We start from the raw sequence: 14,946 nt of genomic DNA, 5'->3' as shown, positions 1-14,946 counted from the left end.
TATGTCTTTTATTGATGAAATTAATCCTGTAAATACATTAATTGTCGGAGCTAACCAAGGCATTGGCTTAGGTTTTGCAAAAAAGTTGCTTCAAGATGAAAAAATAGCTAAAATTTATGCTACATATCGCCAAAAAAATGCTGCTGAAGAGTTACTATCTTTAGTAGATAAACACTCTGACAAGTTAATTTGTTTGGAGATGGATATTACTGATGAGTTACAGATTGTTGAAGCTGTTCAAAAAATACGTAATCAAGTTGACAAACTGCATTTAGTAGTCAACTGTGTAGGACTGTTGCATGAAGAGACTTTGCAACCTGAAAAAAGCTTAAGAGAAATTAATTCAGAAAACTTGCTGCGCTACTTTCAGATAAATAGTATTGGTGCTATCTTGCTAGCTAAACATTTATTGCCTTTATTGCGTCATAGAGAACGCAGTGTGTTTGCTAGTATTTCTGCTAAATTGGGCAGTATTGGCGATAATCAACTTGGTGGGTGGTATGGCTATCGTGCTTCTAAAGCAGCACTTAATATGTTCATGAGAACTGCGGCCATTGAGTATAAAAGAAGTTGTCCGAAAGCATTAATAGTGACATTACATCCTGGTACAACTGATACGCGCCTTTCCCGTCCTTTCCAGAAAAATGTACCTGCGGAAAAATTATTCTCAGTGGAACGCACTGTTAGCCAATTATTGGCTGTGATTGAACAGCTTCAAGAAAGCGATAGTGGGCAGTTTTTCTCTTGGGATGGGAGCAGATTGCCTTGGTAACTACGTTACGTTGGTGCTAATGTAAACTCACGTTACTTGTAACCTCAGCCTATGAAGTTTTTTGTGCCAGCAGCCAAGGATGATATCAAAGCAGAGCAGGTGTATAGTGCGATCGCTAAGTCACTCAAAGCACCAATAGCCGAAAAGCGTATTTGGAAGTTACAGTGGCGCGATCGCGAAATTGATATGGAATGCGAGGTAGGTAAACCCTTACCATCCTCTTATCAAACCGGAAAAGAGCTAGTTATGGCAATCTTTGAGTGCGAAAACCTTTATAAGATTTGTACTCTTACTCGTGGAGGAATAAAGGGAGAGCCTATCTTGGTTAGCAAAAACTCTCTATCCTCAGCAACATATTTTTCAGATAACTGACTCTGCTTAATATGCGATCGCCTGTTTGATAGAAGTAGATGCGATACTAAAACCTAAGAATTAGGAAACTCTAACTCACCACTTCCCCTTCTTAACTGCGCTGTTTCAGGTGATAGATGTCGCTCTAACCAATTTTCCAAATCAGCCATTACCTCTCGATAATTGAGGTCACGCTGAATTTCATGATAGGCTCCTGGATACTCAATTCTCAGCTTATCTGTATAATTTACCCGTTGATAAAAAATTTCACTTCCCGCAGGTAAAGCCACTCGATCTGCACTACCGTGGAGAATCAACAATGGTAATTGCCAATCACCTGCCTTAGCATTAATCCAATCAAGTGTTGCAAAAAATTCTGTAGCTAGACGGGCAGTAGCTAGGGTATGTCGCAGTGTATCATGAGCGATCGCGGCTAAAACCTGCGGATCTCGTGAACCAGCACTGATGTCAATACCTGTATTCAGGGTAAAACGCGGCCACACCCGTGAGAGCATTTTTCCTAAAAGCACTCGAATCGGTGAAATCCCAACTTTCCCCAAGGTTGGCGCAAGAGCGATCGCACCTTGCAAAACTGATGCTTGTTGGGGATAACGCAGAATATAATCTAAGACAATCACCCCGCCTAAACTATGACCCAAAAGAAAAATTGGGCATCCAGGATTCTGAGTCTGAATTAACTCTAAAAAGGCTCCCAAATCTTCTCGAAACTCACTCCAAGCATTGATATAGCCTTGCTGACCTGGTGAGCGTCCATGACCACGCAAGTCTAAGCCATAGATAGCATATTGTTTGGGTATCAAATGCTGAATTACATTACTGTAGCGATCGCTGTGCGCTCCAAGTCCATGCACAATCGCTAATATTGCCCGTACTTTACCCTCTGGATGCCAGCTTTGGTAATACAGGTCAAGTCCTCCAACACCTGGAAATCTGCCTTCTTTACGAGATACGATGCGATCGGTGTTAATCATCTGGTTAATTTTTTACGTATTTTTCAGAACAAAGAAGAGAAATTCTATTTGATTTTTGAGCAGAGCTTTAATTCCACTAATACAATATCTGCGGCAACACTTCTATTAACTCGATCGCGCCTTAATTGCTCAAAGAATATTTTCAAAAATAAAGTCGGGTTTTTTATAATTTCTTGGAATAACTTCAACTTAGATACTGTTTGATTTTTTCCAAATTTAGATAAACTAAAATTGTTTGTTGCTCTTGCTATTACAGAGTTTGCAGGTGGCATATAAAATTTTATCTCACAACCCAATTGATGTGCTAGTTCTTCGTAAGATTTTTTACTCCAGCGTAGCAGATGATGTGGTGGGTGATTTAATATATCAAACCAGTCTGACTCAACCGACATAGGTGAATAAGGAGTGCTGATAAATATGCTACCCATCGGTTTAAGAACGGAAAACATTGACGCAATAAACTCCTTTGGTTGACTAATATGTTCTAAGCAATGAAAAGACAATATATAGTTAAACCTTTCATGAGAAAATTTATTGTAAAAACTCTCAATTGTTTCACAGTAAACTTCAAATCCTCTAGCCTGACATTTTTTAACAGATCCTGGAGTTGTATCCAAGCCAACTATACGAGTATTTGAAAGTTTTTTGGCAATTTCAAGAAAGTTACCTCCTCCACAGCCGACATCTAAGATAGAAATCAAATTCTGTTTTTCTTGCTGATTTATTTGTTCAATTACAGGCAACCATTCCCATCTAGATTCTGGATAATAACCTACTCTAGTAGTAACCCATTGGTAAAATGACTGGCTACCTGCTTTCAAAGGGAAAGCATATTCAAGTGAGCAATTTTTACATTGCTGTATCTCATAGTTTATTATTTCAATTTTTTCTGGAGGCTTTTCGGCAAAATAATCTTCTAATTCGCTCATAATATTGTTTCTAGACAATGAACGGATATGGATTCCTTCATTACCACAAATAGGACATTTATTTAAAACATTTTCAGTCATTATCGTGATTCATATATTGATTCATCAAATTTTATCCTGATTCTTTCACATTGACTGTAGCCGAATATTTTAAAATATTCGACAAAACGCTCACACCAAAGTAATCTTCCCGCAAGGAGGCTTTAATTATTCTGGCTCTTGAATTCTGAATAATTCTGAATATTATAATAGGTTATTAAAAAATATCTTCTAGCTTATACCAATTTTCCAAAACTAGGTTACAGATATAAAGCTGTAAACCAGGATTAAATCTGCTGTCTTAGATTACGAACTAGTATTATTTCCCCTGCCATAGTTGTCGTAAAGACTGAAAAATTCTTACAAATCTTTCTTCTAACCAGAGCATACCATAATCAACCCATTCTAGAATTTGTTCTAAGGGATGTTTCTCATAGCCTGTTGAAGTTGCTTTAGTTTCTATCCAGTCTGGTTGTGCTTCAACTTGGCTGCTTTGTTGATGAAACTGCTGTTGCAATTCCCCTTTACCACTCTTGCTTTTAGTCTTAGAAATGCCGGCTTGGGTTTGTTTTGCAGAAGCAATTTTTCTAGATGTTTTTTGGCTGGAAGCAAGATTACTAGTTGCTTGTTTTCTTTGCAGCAAACCAGATCCGATTTTAGGCTGTTTTACAATTAAATTCTTTTGTGGAAAAGGCCCTGCTGATAAACTTGCAGCTAAAGCAGGATTTTGAATTTGAGAAATTCTAACTGATTTGTCAGCAACGGTTTCAGTATCCCCAAATAAATCATTCCATGTTAGCCAAGGATCAATACCTAAATCCTGGTTATTTATCACAGAGCTTTTTGGCAAAGCTTTTCTAAAGCTTGATGAGAATAGTTTATCTGGCAATTGCTCATCATTAGCTGTTGGCTCAAGTGTTCTTTTATTACCAACGCCAAAAAAGTAATTAAGTGCCGCTTCAATCAAAGCCTGAATATTTAGTGTATGAGTTTCCAATCCATCAACAGTGGTTGCTATTTCTCGCCTAGCCGCTAATTGCTCTTTGCCATAAAGAAATATGTTTAACTGAGTTTGGGCAACTTGAACAATTTCCTGGCTACGTTCTTGCACAGGTACTAAAGCATTTGATTCCAATTTAGCAACAGCTATATCTAGAAATGCTAATAATCTCTCTGTATTAAGTAAATCCTTTGATATCCCCTCAGATAAAACTGGAATTTTAGTTGTATTACCGTCAGTAAGTTTTGCCAATAAACGGTCAATTTGTGGTAATAGCTCTGTTTCTTTTTTAGCTATAATCGACTGCCACGATTGCCAGTAATTAGCAACTTCGTTAATAATTCTATTTTCTAATTTTGCTTGCTGCTGGGGTGTCAAAACATCTAGAATTTCATTGTCGATACTAACAAGCACTAAACTACGATTGCTCAAATTTGTAGCAATACCTCGTACTACTGGAAAATGCGGAACAAGGAAACTTTCTAAGTGTGAAGGGTTGAGAATTTCCGCTTTATTTTCTGTAATCGTTGAGGCTTGAGTCAGGCTTAGGTTATTTGTGAAATTATTATTAACGAATTTCAGCCGTAAAACTCCCAATAAAGCCAAAGCATTGAAAGGTTCAGGTGTTTTTTCAGGAGTAGAGACGGTTTCATCTGACAACAGAAAATTAGCGGCTTCTAGTACTTTTTGAATAGGACTGTCAGCATTTGGAGTTTCGGGCTGGAAATCGGTATCATTTGGTTGTAACTTTAGTCTAGTTTGTGGTTCTTTGGTCTGTAGCGTTTTGCCAGATGATTCAGATGACTGAAACAGTAGATACACTGGGTAAAGTAGTACCTCCACACCCCACTTAGTGGCAACTTGTAAATGCCGGAAGGTGTGTTCCCACTGTTGTGTCACCCGCCGAGATTGCTGGTGGACAAAGTTAAATAGTCTGCTTTGATAACGACCAGAGGAACCAGAAGACATAGTAGTAATTTTTTAGTTCAAGTCTTGTTAAGTTGTGAGACTCGCGCCAAACAATAAAAACAACCAACACCTAATCTTAGCGAATATATGACCCCGACTGTCTCTCAATCTCATACCAAAATCATCTCACAAGCAATTGAGCAACTGCGCTCTTTTTGTCAAGTTAATGTTCAGTCTAGTTGGCTATACCAGGAATCTGACCTGATTATTACTGATGTTGTGGCTGATAATTTGTCTCATTGGCAACCTGTTCAGTTGAATGCTAAAGAACATATCGCTTGGACAGGCGGGAAAAAAGTGCTATGGCTAGTGCAAAAATTGGTAGTACCCCAAGATTTACAGGGTTATCCTTTAGCTGGGTTATCTTTGCGGTTGTCCCTGCTTTGGTGGGCAGATTCTGCCGAGATTTATGTGAATGGCGAGTTGGTGCTGGAGGGTGATTTATTTGATTGTTCGCCTAGAGTGCTTCTCAGTCAGGGGGTGACACCAGGGGAAGAGTTTATTGTGGCTTTACGGTTAGTGAGTCCGGTACATTGTGATGGTGCTTTAGTGCGATCGCTCCTAGTTTATGAGTCTACTATTGATAATAATCCCGATCCGGGTTTTGTTGCTGATGAATTAGCTGTGGTGCAACTTTATTTAGAAAGGTTTGCGCCGGAGAAGTTGGATGTTTTGGCGATGATGGTGGGGGAGGTTACGAACCGCCAAGGCGCAGAGGACACGGAGGAAGAGTTAGTAAGATCGTTTTTGTCGCTACGCCAAAATTTAACTCAATCGGACATTTTAGCCCCCCTTAAAAAGGGGGGTTGGGGGGATCAAAAATCTAAAATTTACTTATTGGGTCATGCTCACTTAGATTTAGCATGGTTATGGCCTGTGAGTGAAACTTGGAATGCGGCGCAAAAGACGTTTGAGTCGGTTCTGAAGTTGCAAGAAGATTTTCCTGAGTTAATTTTCTGCCATTCCACTCCCGCACTTTTTGCTTGGATTGAGGAACATCGCCCAGATTTGTTTCAGGCGATTCAAGCACAGGTAGCTGCTGGACGTTGGGAAGTTGTCGGCGGGATGTGGGTGGAACCGGAACTCAATTTAATTTCTGGCGAATCAATAGTCCGTCAACTATTGTATGGTCAACGCTATATTCAGGAAAAGTTTGGCCAGCTTTCAACTATAGTATGGGTTCCAGATTCTTTTGGCTTCTGTGCAACTTTACCGCAGTTTTTCGCTAATGCCGGAATTGAGTATTTTGTTACTCAGAAGTTGCGGTGGAATGATACTACTAAATTTGATTATGGGGCTTTTTGGTGGCGATCGCCTGATGGTAGCGAAGTCTTTAGTTTGATGTCTGCACCCATCGGTGAAAGCATTGACCCTGTTAAAATGGCATCTTATGCTCTGGAATGGCAATCCCAAACTGGTTTATCACAATCACTCTGGCTTCCTGGTGTCGGCGACCACGGTGGCGGCCCCACTCGTGATATGTTAGAAATCGCCCAACGCTGGCAAAAGTCGCCTTTCTTCCCAAATTTAGAATTCATAACGGCTGAAAAGTATTTACAGCAAATCGCAGAGACGCGATTCAGCGCTTCTATCAGTAGTGATAATTCTCTCCCATCCTCCCATTCCTTCCCTACTTGGAATGACGAACTATACTTAGAATTCCATCGCGGTTGCTACACTACCCACGCAGATCAAAAACGTTGGAATCGTCGTTGTGAAAATTTATTATATGAAGCTGAATTATTTGCTACCTTGGCAACCGTAAGCTGTGGCTTGACATATCCTAAAGCGGAAATCGAAGCAGCTTGGAAACAAGTGTTATTTCAACAGTTTCACGATATCTTACCTGGTTCTTCAATTACTCAGGTTTACACAGATGCATTACCCCAGTGGCAGCAAGTGGAACAAGTCGGAACGAAGATATTACAAGAATCACTTTTTGCGATCGCATCTCACATTACCCGATCAGAACCACCAAAACCAGATAGTTTGCCTATTTTCGTTTTCAATTCTCTCAATTGGCAGCGTTCGGAGGTAGTCTCTCTAGCCTTACCCACACCAGAGAAATGGCAGATTTACGATACTTCAGGAAACCAGCTTGTCTCCCAATTATCTGAACCATCAACCCTACTATTTCTCGCCAGCGAAATACCACCCGTAGGCTACCGCATATTTTGGCTTTCCCCCTCATCCCCCTCATCTCCCCCATCTCCCCCACTCCTCCCAGACTGGATTTTAGAAAATGAATTCTTACGAGTTGTCATCGATCCTGATACGGGAGATTTATCAAGTGTTTTTGATAAAACTGATCGACGAGAAGTTTTGAGTGGTGTGGGGAATCAACTACAAGCTTTTAAAGATAGCGGTCAATATTGGGATGCTTGGAATATAGACCCCAATTACGCTCAACATCCCTTACCCTCAACAAATCTTCAATCTATTCAATGGTTACAACAAGGGCCAGTACAAAGTCGTGTGCGCGTGGTGCGTCAGTTGGGTGAATCGGAATTTTGTCAAGACTATATTCTGCAAGTTGGTTCGTCTCTGCTGAAGATAGCTACTACTGTCAATTGGCAAGAAAATCATGTATTGGTGAAAGCTGCTTTTCCTCTTAATATCGAAGCAGATTTTGCTACTTATGAAATTCCCTGTGGTGCTATTCGCCGTTCAACTAAATTACAAACCCCCGCAGAACAAGCAAAATGGGAAGTCCCCGCTTTGCGTTGGGCTGATTTGACAACAGAAACACAGGAGGGTATTTACGGAGTTAGTTTGTTGAATGATTGTAAATATGGTTACGACAGCAAACCAAATCAACTCCGTTTGACACTCTTACGCAGTCCTAATTGGCCAGACTCAGAGGCTGATAAAGGTTTTCATGAGTTTACATATACTTTGTATCCTCATACTGATAGCTGGGAATCAGCCCATACGGTACGGCGTGGCTATGAATTGAATATACCGTTACAAGTCATATTGAATCCTATTAATGAAAACCCACCTGAAAATCCTCTCCTCTCTGCTGGTAAAGATGGGTTGGGGGTGAGTTTCCTAGATTTATCATCTGAAAATTTAATCTTGATGGCCTTGAAGCCATCCGAAGATGACGCACAACAGTTAATTCTGCGGTGTTATGAATGTCACGGAGAAACAGCCGAGTTATCTTTGCAAACTGATTTAGGATTGTATCTAGGAGATACAGTAGATTTGTTAGAGCGTTCTTCTACCACTGAATTCTCATCTCAGCAACAAATATTAACAATCCAGCCTTGGAAAATCGCTAGTTTCAAGGTAATCCCAGAGATTAATCCCAGACTGGAGTAAGCCACTATTGCTGTATCAGTAACCAGTTGTGGTTTTCCACAAACCACAAACCACAAACCAATGACCAATTTTTAATCTTCGTGGTCATCAAATGGATCGTTCAATTGCTTGCTAGGAGGGCCAAAGGAGGTATAAATCGACAGTACAGTGATGACAACCACCACGGCAGCCATAGAAATGCTAAGAACTATTGCGGGTTCCATAATTGAGAGATAGATGATGAGTGCTATTCTTATAGAATATTACAGAAGATTAAAAAAAGCTTTGGCAAGTAATATTAGGTGAACTATGGCACAAAGGACTAGGTTGGGAGATATCCTAAAACCACTTAACTCTGAGTATGGAAAAGTGGCTCCAGGTTGGGGTACTACCCCTGTGATGGCTGTTTTTATGGCGCTATTTTTGGTATTTCTCCTAATTATTCTGCAACTTTACAATAGATCACTGTTAATTCAGGATGTAAATGTTGATTGGCGGAGTTTAGGACGCTAACACATATACCGCTATCAAATTTGGATAACAAGTTAAGTTACACCCGGTTCTTCCGGGTTTTTTTGTTAATGCTCAGTCCACACTAACCATTGAGTATTCTTATAATATATGGGTTTCTGTAGTGGTTCTATAGTTTACAGGAGACAAAAATGAATATATTTGGTATCGGTCTGCCAGAAATGGGTGTAATTATGGTGGTAGCGCTGTTAATCTTTGGCCCAAAGAAGCTACCAGAAATTGGTCGGAGTGTGGGCAAAACAATTCGTAGTTTTCAAGAAGCTTCTAAGGAGTTTCAAACCGAGTTTCAAAAAGAAGCAGAACAGTTAGAAGAAGCTGTCAAGACTACTGCTGAATTGGAACCTAAGCAAATCTACCCTGCTAAATCGGAGCAGGATACTACTAGTTCTTCTCAACCTAGCTAGTAATCTGTCAAGTTCGTAGTAAGGACTAAAGTCCTGGATTTTTTTAAGCACTTAAGTGCTTACTACAAACTCATCAAAATTAATCAGACAGAGTACTAGAAGAATGCTGCATATCAATTGACTGTAGGCAAAATGACAGAAGCTTCTACGCAACCAGCTTTGGTGATTCCCCAGCTAATTGTCGGGTTGGGGAATCCAGAAAGCAAGTACGACCAAACTCGCCATAATATCGGCTTTGCTGCTGTGGAAACTCTTTGCCGTTCTTGGCGCATTTCCTTGGGAGAAAACCGCAAGTTTCAGGGTGAGTATGGCGAGGGTATCGCCCCAGGTGGAGGTAAGATTCGCTTACTAAAGCCGTTAACTTATATGAATCGCTCAGGGCAAGCAATCCAAGCGGTGACAAGTTGGTATAAATTGCCGCCTGAGTCAGTGCTGATAATTTATGACGATATGGATTTGCCCTTGGGAAAAACTCGGCTGCGTTTATCTGGTTCGGCTGGGGGACATAACGGCATGAAAAGCGCGATCGCACATCTTAGTACCCAAAACTTTCCCCGTTTGCGAATCGGTATTGGAAAACCCAAAGTTGCAGTTAATAACGATGATTCTGATACTGTCTCCCACGTTCTGGGGCGATTTTCCGCCGCCGAAAATCAGCAGATGTCATTTGTACTTCAGTTCGTGGTTGAGTGTATTGAACTAAGCCTCAAGCAGGGAGTAGAAAAGGCGATGAATGTTTGTAATAGCCGCACCATTAATAATTCTGAGTCTTAGGTTTTTAAATAACTACGAGATTTTACGTTCGTTAAGTTCAGTACTTACGTAAAAAATAGCCCAACCGCTTATTCTCAGGTAGGGGCAATTCATGAATTGCCCCTACCGCGTGTAGTTTTGCGTAAGTCCTATTAATTAAATTTCAGTGAATATACTGCATGTAATTAGAGCCTGTCTGAAGATATCAGTACAAGTAATGTTGATTACATGAATTAATCCTTGCCAGGGTGCGATCGAGATGCTTTAATAGCGATGTCTAACGACAAGAAGCAGAGCTTCTACGCATTCCGCAAAATAGTTTTACTTACAAAATATGTACAAGACGCGCAGCGACTCGACATCGCTGCTAGCGTTCATAAAATTACAGGCTTAAAACATTAAACTCTAAAGATATGACAAGCTAGTAGCATATCTTTGACACTAAATTCTCCCGAAAGCTAAATAGGAGCATACATGGAGCCAATTATTGCTATAGTTTTAGCCCTTATAGGTTATGCATTAGGTTCTGCAAAACTGATTAATCAAGGTAATGAAGCCCTAGTCGAACGCTTGGGGCGGTATCATCGGAAACTTAAACCAGGGCTGAACTTTATTGTTCCCTTGGTAGATCAGGTTGTGATGGAAGATACTACACGAGAGCAAATTTTAGACATTAAGCCTCAAGAGGTGATCACCCAAGATAATATTTCTGTGGAAGTGGACGCTGTTGTGTACTGGCGTATTAAAGATATTGAGAAAAGCTTTTATGCTATTGAGGATCTGCAAGGGGCGCTGACACAGGTGGCTACAACAACGCTCCGGGAAGTCATTGCCCAGAACACCCTGGAGCAGACCAATGTCTCTAGACTAGAGATGCACTCAGCCCTCTTATTCGAGTTAAATGGTATAACGGCAGATTGGGGAGTTGAGATTATGCGGTTAGACCTTCAGAGAATTACCCTACCTGAGAGTGTACGAAAGTCTAGGGAAGAGGAGCAAGCGGCTGTAATCAAAAAACGGGCGGTGATTACCGAAGCAGAAGGGGAAAAAGAAGCTGCTATTAAGAAAGCAGAAGGAACTATGGCTTCAGTGCAAATCATTTCTCAAGCTCTCCGTTCCAATCCCGATAGTAGAGATATTTTGCGGTATCTTGTGGCTCAAGATTACGTAGATGCCAGCCAAAAACTTGGTGAGAGCAGTAATGCCAAAATTGTCTTTGTAGACCCAGCTAACTCAACAGAAATGTTTCAGGAATTGATAGCTGAGTCGGCAATTACAGAAGGTAACGGCAAAAAACACGAAAATGGTAATACTTAAGAGTCAAGGTGTGCTGTTTGTCTCAGTAGGGCATCGGCTACTAGGGAAACATCCCGCATTTCTTGAACATCGTGAACTCGAAGGATATCAGCGCCATTGAAAATAGCAGCACAACAAGCTGCTGCCGTTCCCCAAACTCGTGCTTTGGGATCTGGTTGATTTAAAATGCGACCAATGAAACTTTTACGAGATGCTCCTACCAAGATAGGGCAGTTGAGTGTCGTTAGCGATCGCAAGCCGCGAAAAATTTCTAAATTTTGCTCATAGTTCTTAGCAAAACCAACACCAGGATCGATAATAATTTTATCCCGGTCAATGCCCGCAGCAGTTGCTACCTCAATTTGTCGAGCCAAAAAATTAGAAATGTCTTTGAGCAAATCTTGATAATCAGTCTGTTTTTGCATCGTCTGTGGTGTCCCCCGGATGTGCATTAAAATAATCGGCACACTTAACTCTGCAACTGTTGGCAACATTTCTGAGTCAAAAGTGCCGCCAGAAATATCATTAATAATATCTGCTCCAGCTTCTACAGATGCCCTGGCTACAGCCGCACGGGTTGTATCTACAGAAATCGGGACTGAAATTTCTGGTCTTAGCACCTGTAGCACCGATAACACCCGCTCAAGTTCCTCAGTCAGAGTTATTTGTTTTGCCCCTGGCCTCGTTGATTGGCCGCCCACATCGATCATGTCAGCACCAGCCGCTACCAGTGCTTGCGCCTGTACTAAAGCAGCAGAGGTAGTGTTAAACTCACCCCCATCACTAAAACTATCAGGCGTTATATTCAAAATACCCATTAAATAAGTTTGCTGTCCCCACTCGAAACAGCGTTCTCGAATTATTAAGTTGCTTGGCATAAATACTACATTAGGCATTCCCATGCAAAGCATGGGAACGAAAAGAAGGCATATTACACTAAATGAAAATTCACAATCCGAGCGAAACTTTCAGGTTCTAAACTTGCTCCTCCCACTAAAACGCCATCGATTTCTGGTTGAGCCATGATTTCATCAATATTATTTGGCTTGACTGAGCCACCATATTGAATTGATACATTTGGATTACTCAACTGGCTCCGAATTAAGCCAATTATTCGATTAGCTTCCACCGCTTCACAAGTTTCACCAGTGCCAATTGCCCAAATTGGCTCATAAGCAATCACCAAATTATTCTGATCTATATCTACCAAACCTTTGTCAAGTTGGAGAGCAATCAGTGATTCGGTTTCTCCTGCATCTCGTTGTTGTTTAGTTTCGCCAACACAGAGAATTGGAGTCAAACCAAACCTTTGAGCAGTTCGGAGGCGCAGATTAACGGTTGCGTCCGTTTCACCAAAGTATTGCCGTCGTTCACTATGACCGACAATCACAAAGCGCACACCACTTTCTCTCAGCATTGGGCCAGAAATTTCACCCGTATAGGCTCCAAATTCTTCCCAATGGATATTTTGTGCGCCCAGTTGGATGAGGCTACCGTGCAAAGTCTTGGACAAAACACTTAAATCAGTGAAAGGAGGGCATAATATCACTTCTCGCCCTTGGGGGGTTTCCTCTAAGTGGGGCAGAAATCCTTGTAAAAACTCCTGGGTTTCTGCCTGGGTTTTGAACATTTTCCAGTTGCCGGCAATAACGATTTTCCGCACAGGTAATTTAGTCAAGATTCTAACGTGCTATTTAGATGCATTTTTCAGTTTATGACTTTTTGTTAGCCATTAGTCTATAAATTGGGCATTGGGCATTGGGCATATTTAATTCCCCTTGTCTTCTTTGTCTGCATCATCTCGCTAAACCCCTCATAAAAATAACTAGGATAGTAAATGAACTGTATCTAAAATTTAAAAATCTAAAATTTAAAATCTAAAATCTAAAATCTAAAATTAATATGACTTCGATATTGCCTGTGCCTGAACCTCATCAAAGCGATTCTGCTAACACTGAAGCAAATTCTCCTAGTTGGGAGGAAGAACTAGATAATGCTATTTTCAGTTTTGAAGACATTCAGACAGAACTGAATTATAAACAAGCACAAACGGCGCTGCGAAACTTGGTAGTCAATCTCGACCTTACCCCCCAAGAAAAAACCGGATTGGAAACGGAAATTGCTGATTTGGAAACCATGTTGGGGAAGTTAGACCGGATGGTGGTGCAAATTGCGGCTTTTGGCATGGTAGGACGTGGTAAGTCTTCGTTACTCAATTCTTTGGTTGGACAAACAGTATTTGAAACAGGGCCGCTGCACGGTGTCACCCAGATTGCACAAACTGTTAATTGGAGTATTAGTGAGGAAGCGATTGGAGAAACTGAACGGACTTTCCGGGTTACTCTCCCTGGTGTAGGTCAATCGCAGGTGGAATTAATTGATACTCCTGGGTTAGACGAAGTTGATGGTGCAACCCGTGCCGCTTTAGCTGAACAGATTGCCAAACAAGCAGATTTGATTCTGTTTGTGATCTCTGGGGACATGACGAAGTTAGAATACGCCGCTCTTTCTCAGTTGCGCGAAGCAGGTAAACCGATCGTGCTGGTGTTTAACAAAGTAGACCAGTATCCAGAAGCAGACAGAATGGCAATTTATCACAAAATCCGGGATGAAAGGGTGCGGGAATTACTCACACCTTTAGAAATTGTCATGGCTGCGGCATCGCCATTGCTGAAAACGGCAATTCGTCGCCCTGATGGTACTAGAGGCATACAGTTGCGTACAGGAAACGCCCAAGTAGAGGAACTGAAGCTGAAAATCTTGGAGATTTTACATCGTGAGGGTAAAGCCTTGGTTGCTCTTAATACCATGCTTTATGCGGACGTTGTAAATGAGCAGTTGATAGAACGAAAACTGATGATTCGGGAACAAAATGCTAATCAGTTGATTTGGAAGGCTGTGATGACTAAGGCATTAGCGATCGCACTTAATCCTGTAACTGTGGTAGATATTCTGAGTAGTGTGGTTATTGATATTGCTCTGATTTTGGGTTTATCTAAGCTCTATGGCTTCTCTATGACCGAAGCCGGAGCCGTACAACTGCTACAAAAAATCGCCCTGAGTATGGGCGGAATTGGTGCTAGTGAACTACTGGCAAATTTGGGCTTGAGTGGATTGAAAACTTTACTTGGGATCTCTGCAACAGCTACCGCAGGTGTTGCCCTTGGCCCTTACATATCAGTTGCGCTGACCCAAGGGGGAGTCGCTGGTGTTTCTTCTTACGGTATTGGACAAGTTACCAAAGTTTATTTAGCCAACGGTGCGACTTGGGGGCCTGATGGGCCGAAAGCAGTGATTAATCGCATTTTGGCAAACCTGGATGAAACTTCAATTCTCAACCGGATTAAAGATGAATTGCTCCATAAAGTAAAACTGAGGAAATAAGGTGAGTGGGGAGTGGGGACTGGGGATTGGGGATTGGGGATTGGGGACTCTCTCGGTATTCAGGGTTTATTATTACTTTAGCGATCGAAGCCAAGTTTTTGAGCAGAGAACTTGGCAGTCCGACCTTTGAACTTGGCAGTCCGACCTTTGAACTTGGCAGTCCGACCTTTGAACTTGGCAGTCCGACCTTTGAACTTGGCAGTCCGACCTTTGAACTTGGCAG

The 14,946-nt window shown here is 41.3% G+C and carries 15 protein-coding genes; 9 read left to right on the top strand and 6 right to left on the bottom strand.

Going from position 1 to position 14,946, the window contains the following annotated elements; all coding sequences use genetic code 11:
* Nucleotide 1: 1 nt before the first annotated feature.
* Nucleotides 2–772, top strand: a complete 771-nt coding sequence (locus tag V7K38_RS11580; RefSeq protein WP_334857889.1) for an SDR family NAD(P)-dependent oxidoreductase — start codon at nt 2–4, stop codon at nt 770–772.
* Nucleotides 773–823: 51 nt separating this feature from the next.
* Nucleotides 824–1,144: a hypothetical protein gene (locus tag V7K38_RS11575; RefSeq protein WP_334857887.1), complete on the top strand. Its 321-nt coding sequence runs from the start codon at nt 824–826 to the stop codon at nt 1,142–1,144.
* Between the two features lie 53 nt (nt 1,145–1,197).
* On the opposite strand, the gene V7K38_RS11570 is transcribed toward V7K38_RS11575, so the two are convergent.
* The 3 genes from V7K38_RS11570 to V7K38_RS11560 all read right to left on the bottom strand — a co-directional run bounded on the left by V7K38_RS11570 (nt 1,198) and on the right by V7K38_RS11560 (nt 5,052).
* A complete protein-coding gene (locus V7K38_RS11570; RefSeq protein WP_334857885.1) occupies nt 1,198–2,115 on the bottom strand; it encodes an alpha/beta hydrolase in 918 nt (305 codons plus the stop codon).
* Nucleotides 2,116–2,159: 44 nt separating this feature from the next.
* Nucleotides 2,160–3,125, bottom strand: coding sequence for a class I SAM-dependent methyltransferase (locus V7K38_RS11565; protein ID WP_334857884.1), 966 nt, complete (start codon nt 3,123–3,125; stop codon nt 2,160–2,162).
* A gap of 277 nt (nt 3,126–3,402) precedes the next feature.
* Nucleotides 3,403–5,052 (bottom strand): hypothetical protein, encoded by a 1,650-nt coding sequence (locus V7K38_RS11560; protein WP_334857883.1) that lies wholly within the window; start codon nt 5,050–5,052, stop codon nt 3,403–3,405.
* A gap of 87 nt (nt 5,053–5,139) precedes the next feature.
* Between V7K38_RS11560 and V7K38_RS11555 the strand changes: the two genes are divergently transcribed.
* Nucleotides 5,140–8,376, top strand: coding sequence for an alpha-mannosidase (locus V7K38_RS11555; RefSeq protein ID WP_334857881.1), 3,237 nt, complete (start codon nt 5,140–5,142; stop codon nt 8,374–8,376).
* A gap of 71 nt (nt 8,377–8,447) precedes the next feature.
* Here the strand turns inward: V7K38_RS11555 and psbN are convergent, their stop codons facing one another.
* Nucleotides 8,448–8,579, bottom strand: coding sequence for a photosystem II reaction center protein PsbN (psbN, locus tag V7K38_RS11550; protein WP_179068265.1), 132 nt, complete (start codon nt 8,577–8,579; stop codon nt 8,448–8,450).
* Between the two features lie 85 nt (nt 8,580–8,664).
* Between psbN and psbH the strand changes: the two genes are divergently transcribed.
* The 5 genes from psbH (at nt 8,665) to V7K38_RS11525 (ending at nt 11,360) form a co-directional block, all read left to right on the top strand.
* Nucleotides 8,665–8,868 carry a photosystem II reaction center phosphoprotein PsbH gene (gene psbH, locus V7K38_RS11545; RefSeq protein ID WP_334857880.1) on the top strand — a complete coding sequence of 68 codons (204 nt, stop codon included), beginning with the start codon at nt 8,665–8,667 and terminating at the stop codon, nt 8,866–8,868.
* A 149-nt stretch (nt 8,869–9,017) separates the two neighbouring features.
* On the top strand, nt 9,018–9,290 hold the full coding sequence (locus V7K38_RS11540) for a TatA/E family twin arginine-targeting protein translocase (RefSeq protein ID WP_265269869.1): 273 nt from the start codon (nt 9,018–9,020) through the stop codon (nt 9,288–9,290).
* Between the two features lie 132 nt (nt 9,291–9,422).
* Nucleotides 9,423–10,064 (top strand): aminoacyl-tRNA hydrolase, encoded by a 642-nt coding sequence (gene pth, locus V7K38_RS11535; RefSeq protein ID WP_334857879.1) that lies wholly within the window; start codon nt 9,423–9,425, stop codon nt 10,062–10,064.
* A gap of 252 nt (nt 10,065–10,316) precedes the next feature.
* The gene (locus V7K38_RS11530; protein ID WP_334857877.1) at nt 10,317–10,445 is read left to right on the top strand and encodes a hypothetical protein; all 129 of its coding nucleotides are present in this window, start codon (nt 10,317–10,319) and stop codon (nt 10,443–10,445) included.
* A 72-nt stretch (nt 10,446–10,517) separates the two neighbouring features.
* Nucleotides 10,518–11,360, top strand: a complete 843-nt coding sequence (locus V7K38_RS11525; RefSeq protein ID WP_334857876.1) for an SPFH domain-containing protein — start codon at nt 10,518–10,520, stop codon at nt 11,358–11,360.
* Here the strand turns inward: V7K38_RS11525 and folP are convergent.
* Together folP and tpiA are read right to left on the bottom strand one after the other, a co-directional pair.
* Complete coding sequence (gene folP, locus V7K38_RS11520) at nt 11,357–12,217, bottom strand: dihydropteroate synthase (protein ID WP_334857874.1); 861 nt, start codon at nt 12,215–12,217, stop codon at nt 11,357–11,359. The genes V7K38_RS11525 and folP overlap by 4 nt on opposite strands.
* 53 nt (nt 12,218–12,270) lie before the next feature.
* Nucleotides 12,271–13,002 (bottom strand): triose-phosphate isomerase, encoded by a 732-nt coding sequence (tpiA, locus tag V7K38_RS11515; RefSeq protein WP_334857939.1) that lies wholly within the window; start codon nt 13,000–13,002, stop codon nt 12,271–12,273.
* Nucleotides 13,003–13,241: 239 nt separating this feature from the next.
* On the opposite strand from tpiA, the gene V7K38_RS11510 reads away from it, so the two are divergent.
* Nucleotides 13,242–14,723, top strand: coding sequence for a GTP-binding protein (locus tag V7K38_RS11510; RefSeq protein WP_334857873.1), 1,482 nt, complete (start codon nt 13,242–13,244; stop codon nt 14,721–14,723).
* Nucleotides 14,724–14,946 lie beyond the last annotated feature (223 nt).

It is taken from the genome of Nostoc sp. (assembly GCF_036917465.1).
Lineage (GTDB): Bacteria > Cyanobacteriota > Cyanobacteriia > Cyanobacteriales > Nostocaceae > Nostoc.
Note: the sequence above shows the minus strand (reverse complement) of the source record. Positions and strands in the feature narration are given on the sequence as shown.

Coding starts and splice junctions, on each gene's coding strand:
- V7K38_RS11510 (WP_334857873.1), top strand. CDS start 13,242: ATGACTTCGATATTGCCTGTGCCTGAACCTCATCAAAGCGATTCTGCT.
- pth (WP_334857879.1), top strand. CDS start 9,423: ATGACAGAAGCTTCTACGCAACCAGCTTTGGTGATTCCCCAGCTAATT.
- V7K38_RS11575 (WP_334857887.1), top strand. CDS start 824: ATGAAGTTTTTTGTGCCAGCAGCCAAGGATGATATCAAAGCAGAGCAG.
- psbN (WP_179068265.1), bottom strand. CDS start 8,579: ATGGAACCCGCAATAGTTCTTAGCATTTCTATGGCTGCCGTGGTGGTT.
- folP (WP_334857874.1), bottom strand. CDS start 12,217: ATGCCAAGCAACTTAATAATTCGAGAACGCTGTTTCGAGTGGGGACAG.
- V7K38_RS11570 (WP_334857885.1), bottom strand. CDS start 2,115: ATGATTAACACCGATCGCATCGTATCTCGTAAAGAAGGCAGATTTCCA.
- V7K38_RS11540 (WP_265269869.1), top strand. CDS start 9,018: ATGAATATATTTGGTATCGGTCTGCCAGAAATGGGTGTAATTATGGTG.
- V7K38_RS11530 (WP_334857877.1), top strand. CDS start 10,317: ATGTCTAACGACAAGAAGCAGAGCTTCTACGCATTCCGCAAAATAGTT.
- V7K38_RS11555 (WP_334857881.1), top strand. CDS start 5,140: ATGACCCCGACTGTCTCTCAATCTCATACCAAAATCATCTCACAAGCA.
- V7K38_RS11560 (WP_334857883.1), bottom strand. CDS start 5,052: ATGTCTTCTGGTTCCTCTGGTCGTTATCAAAGCAGACTATTTAACTTT.
- psbH (WP_334857880.1), top strand. CDS start 8,665: ATGGCACAAAGGACTAGGTTGGGAGATATCCTAAAACCACTTAACTCT.
- V7K38_RS11565 (WP_334857884.1), bottom strand. CDS start 3,125: ATGACTGAAAATGTTTTAAATAAATGTCCTATTTGTGGTAATGAAGGA.
- V7K38_RS11580 (WP_334857889.1), top strand. CDS start 2: ATGTCTTTTATTGATGAAATTAATCCTGTAAATACATTAATTGTCGGA.
- V7K38_RS11525 (WP_334857876.1), top strand. CDS start 10,518: ATGGAGCCAATTATTGCTATAGTTTTAGCCCTTATAGGTTATGCATTA.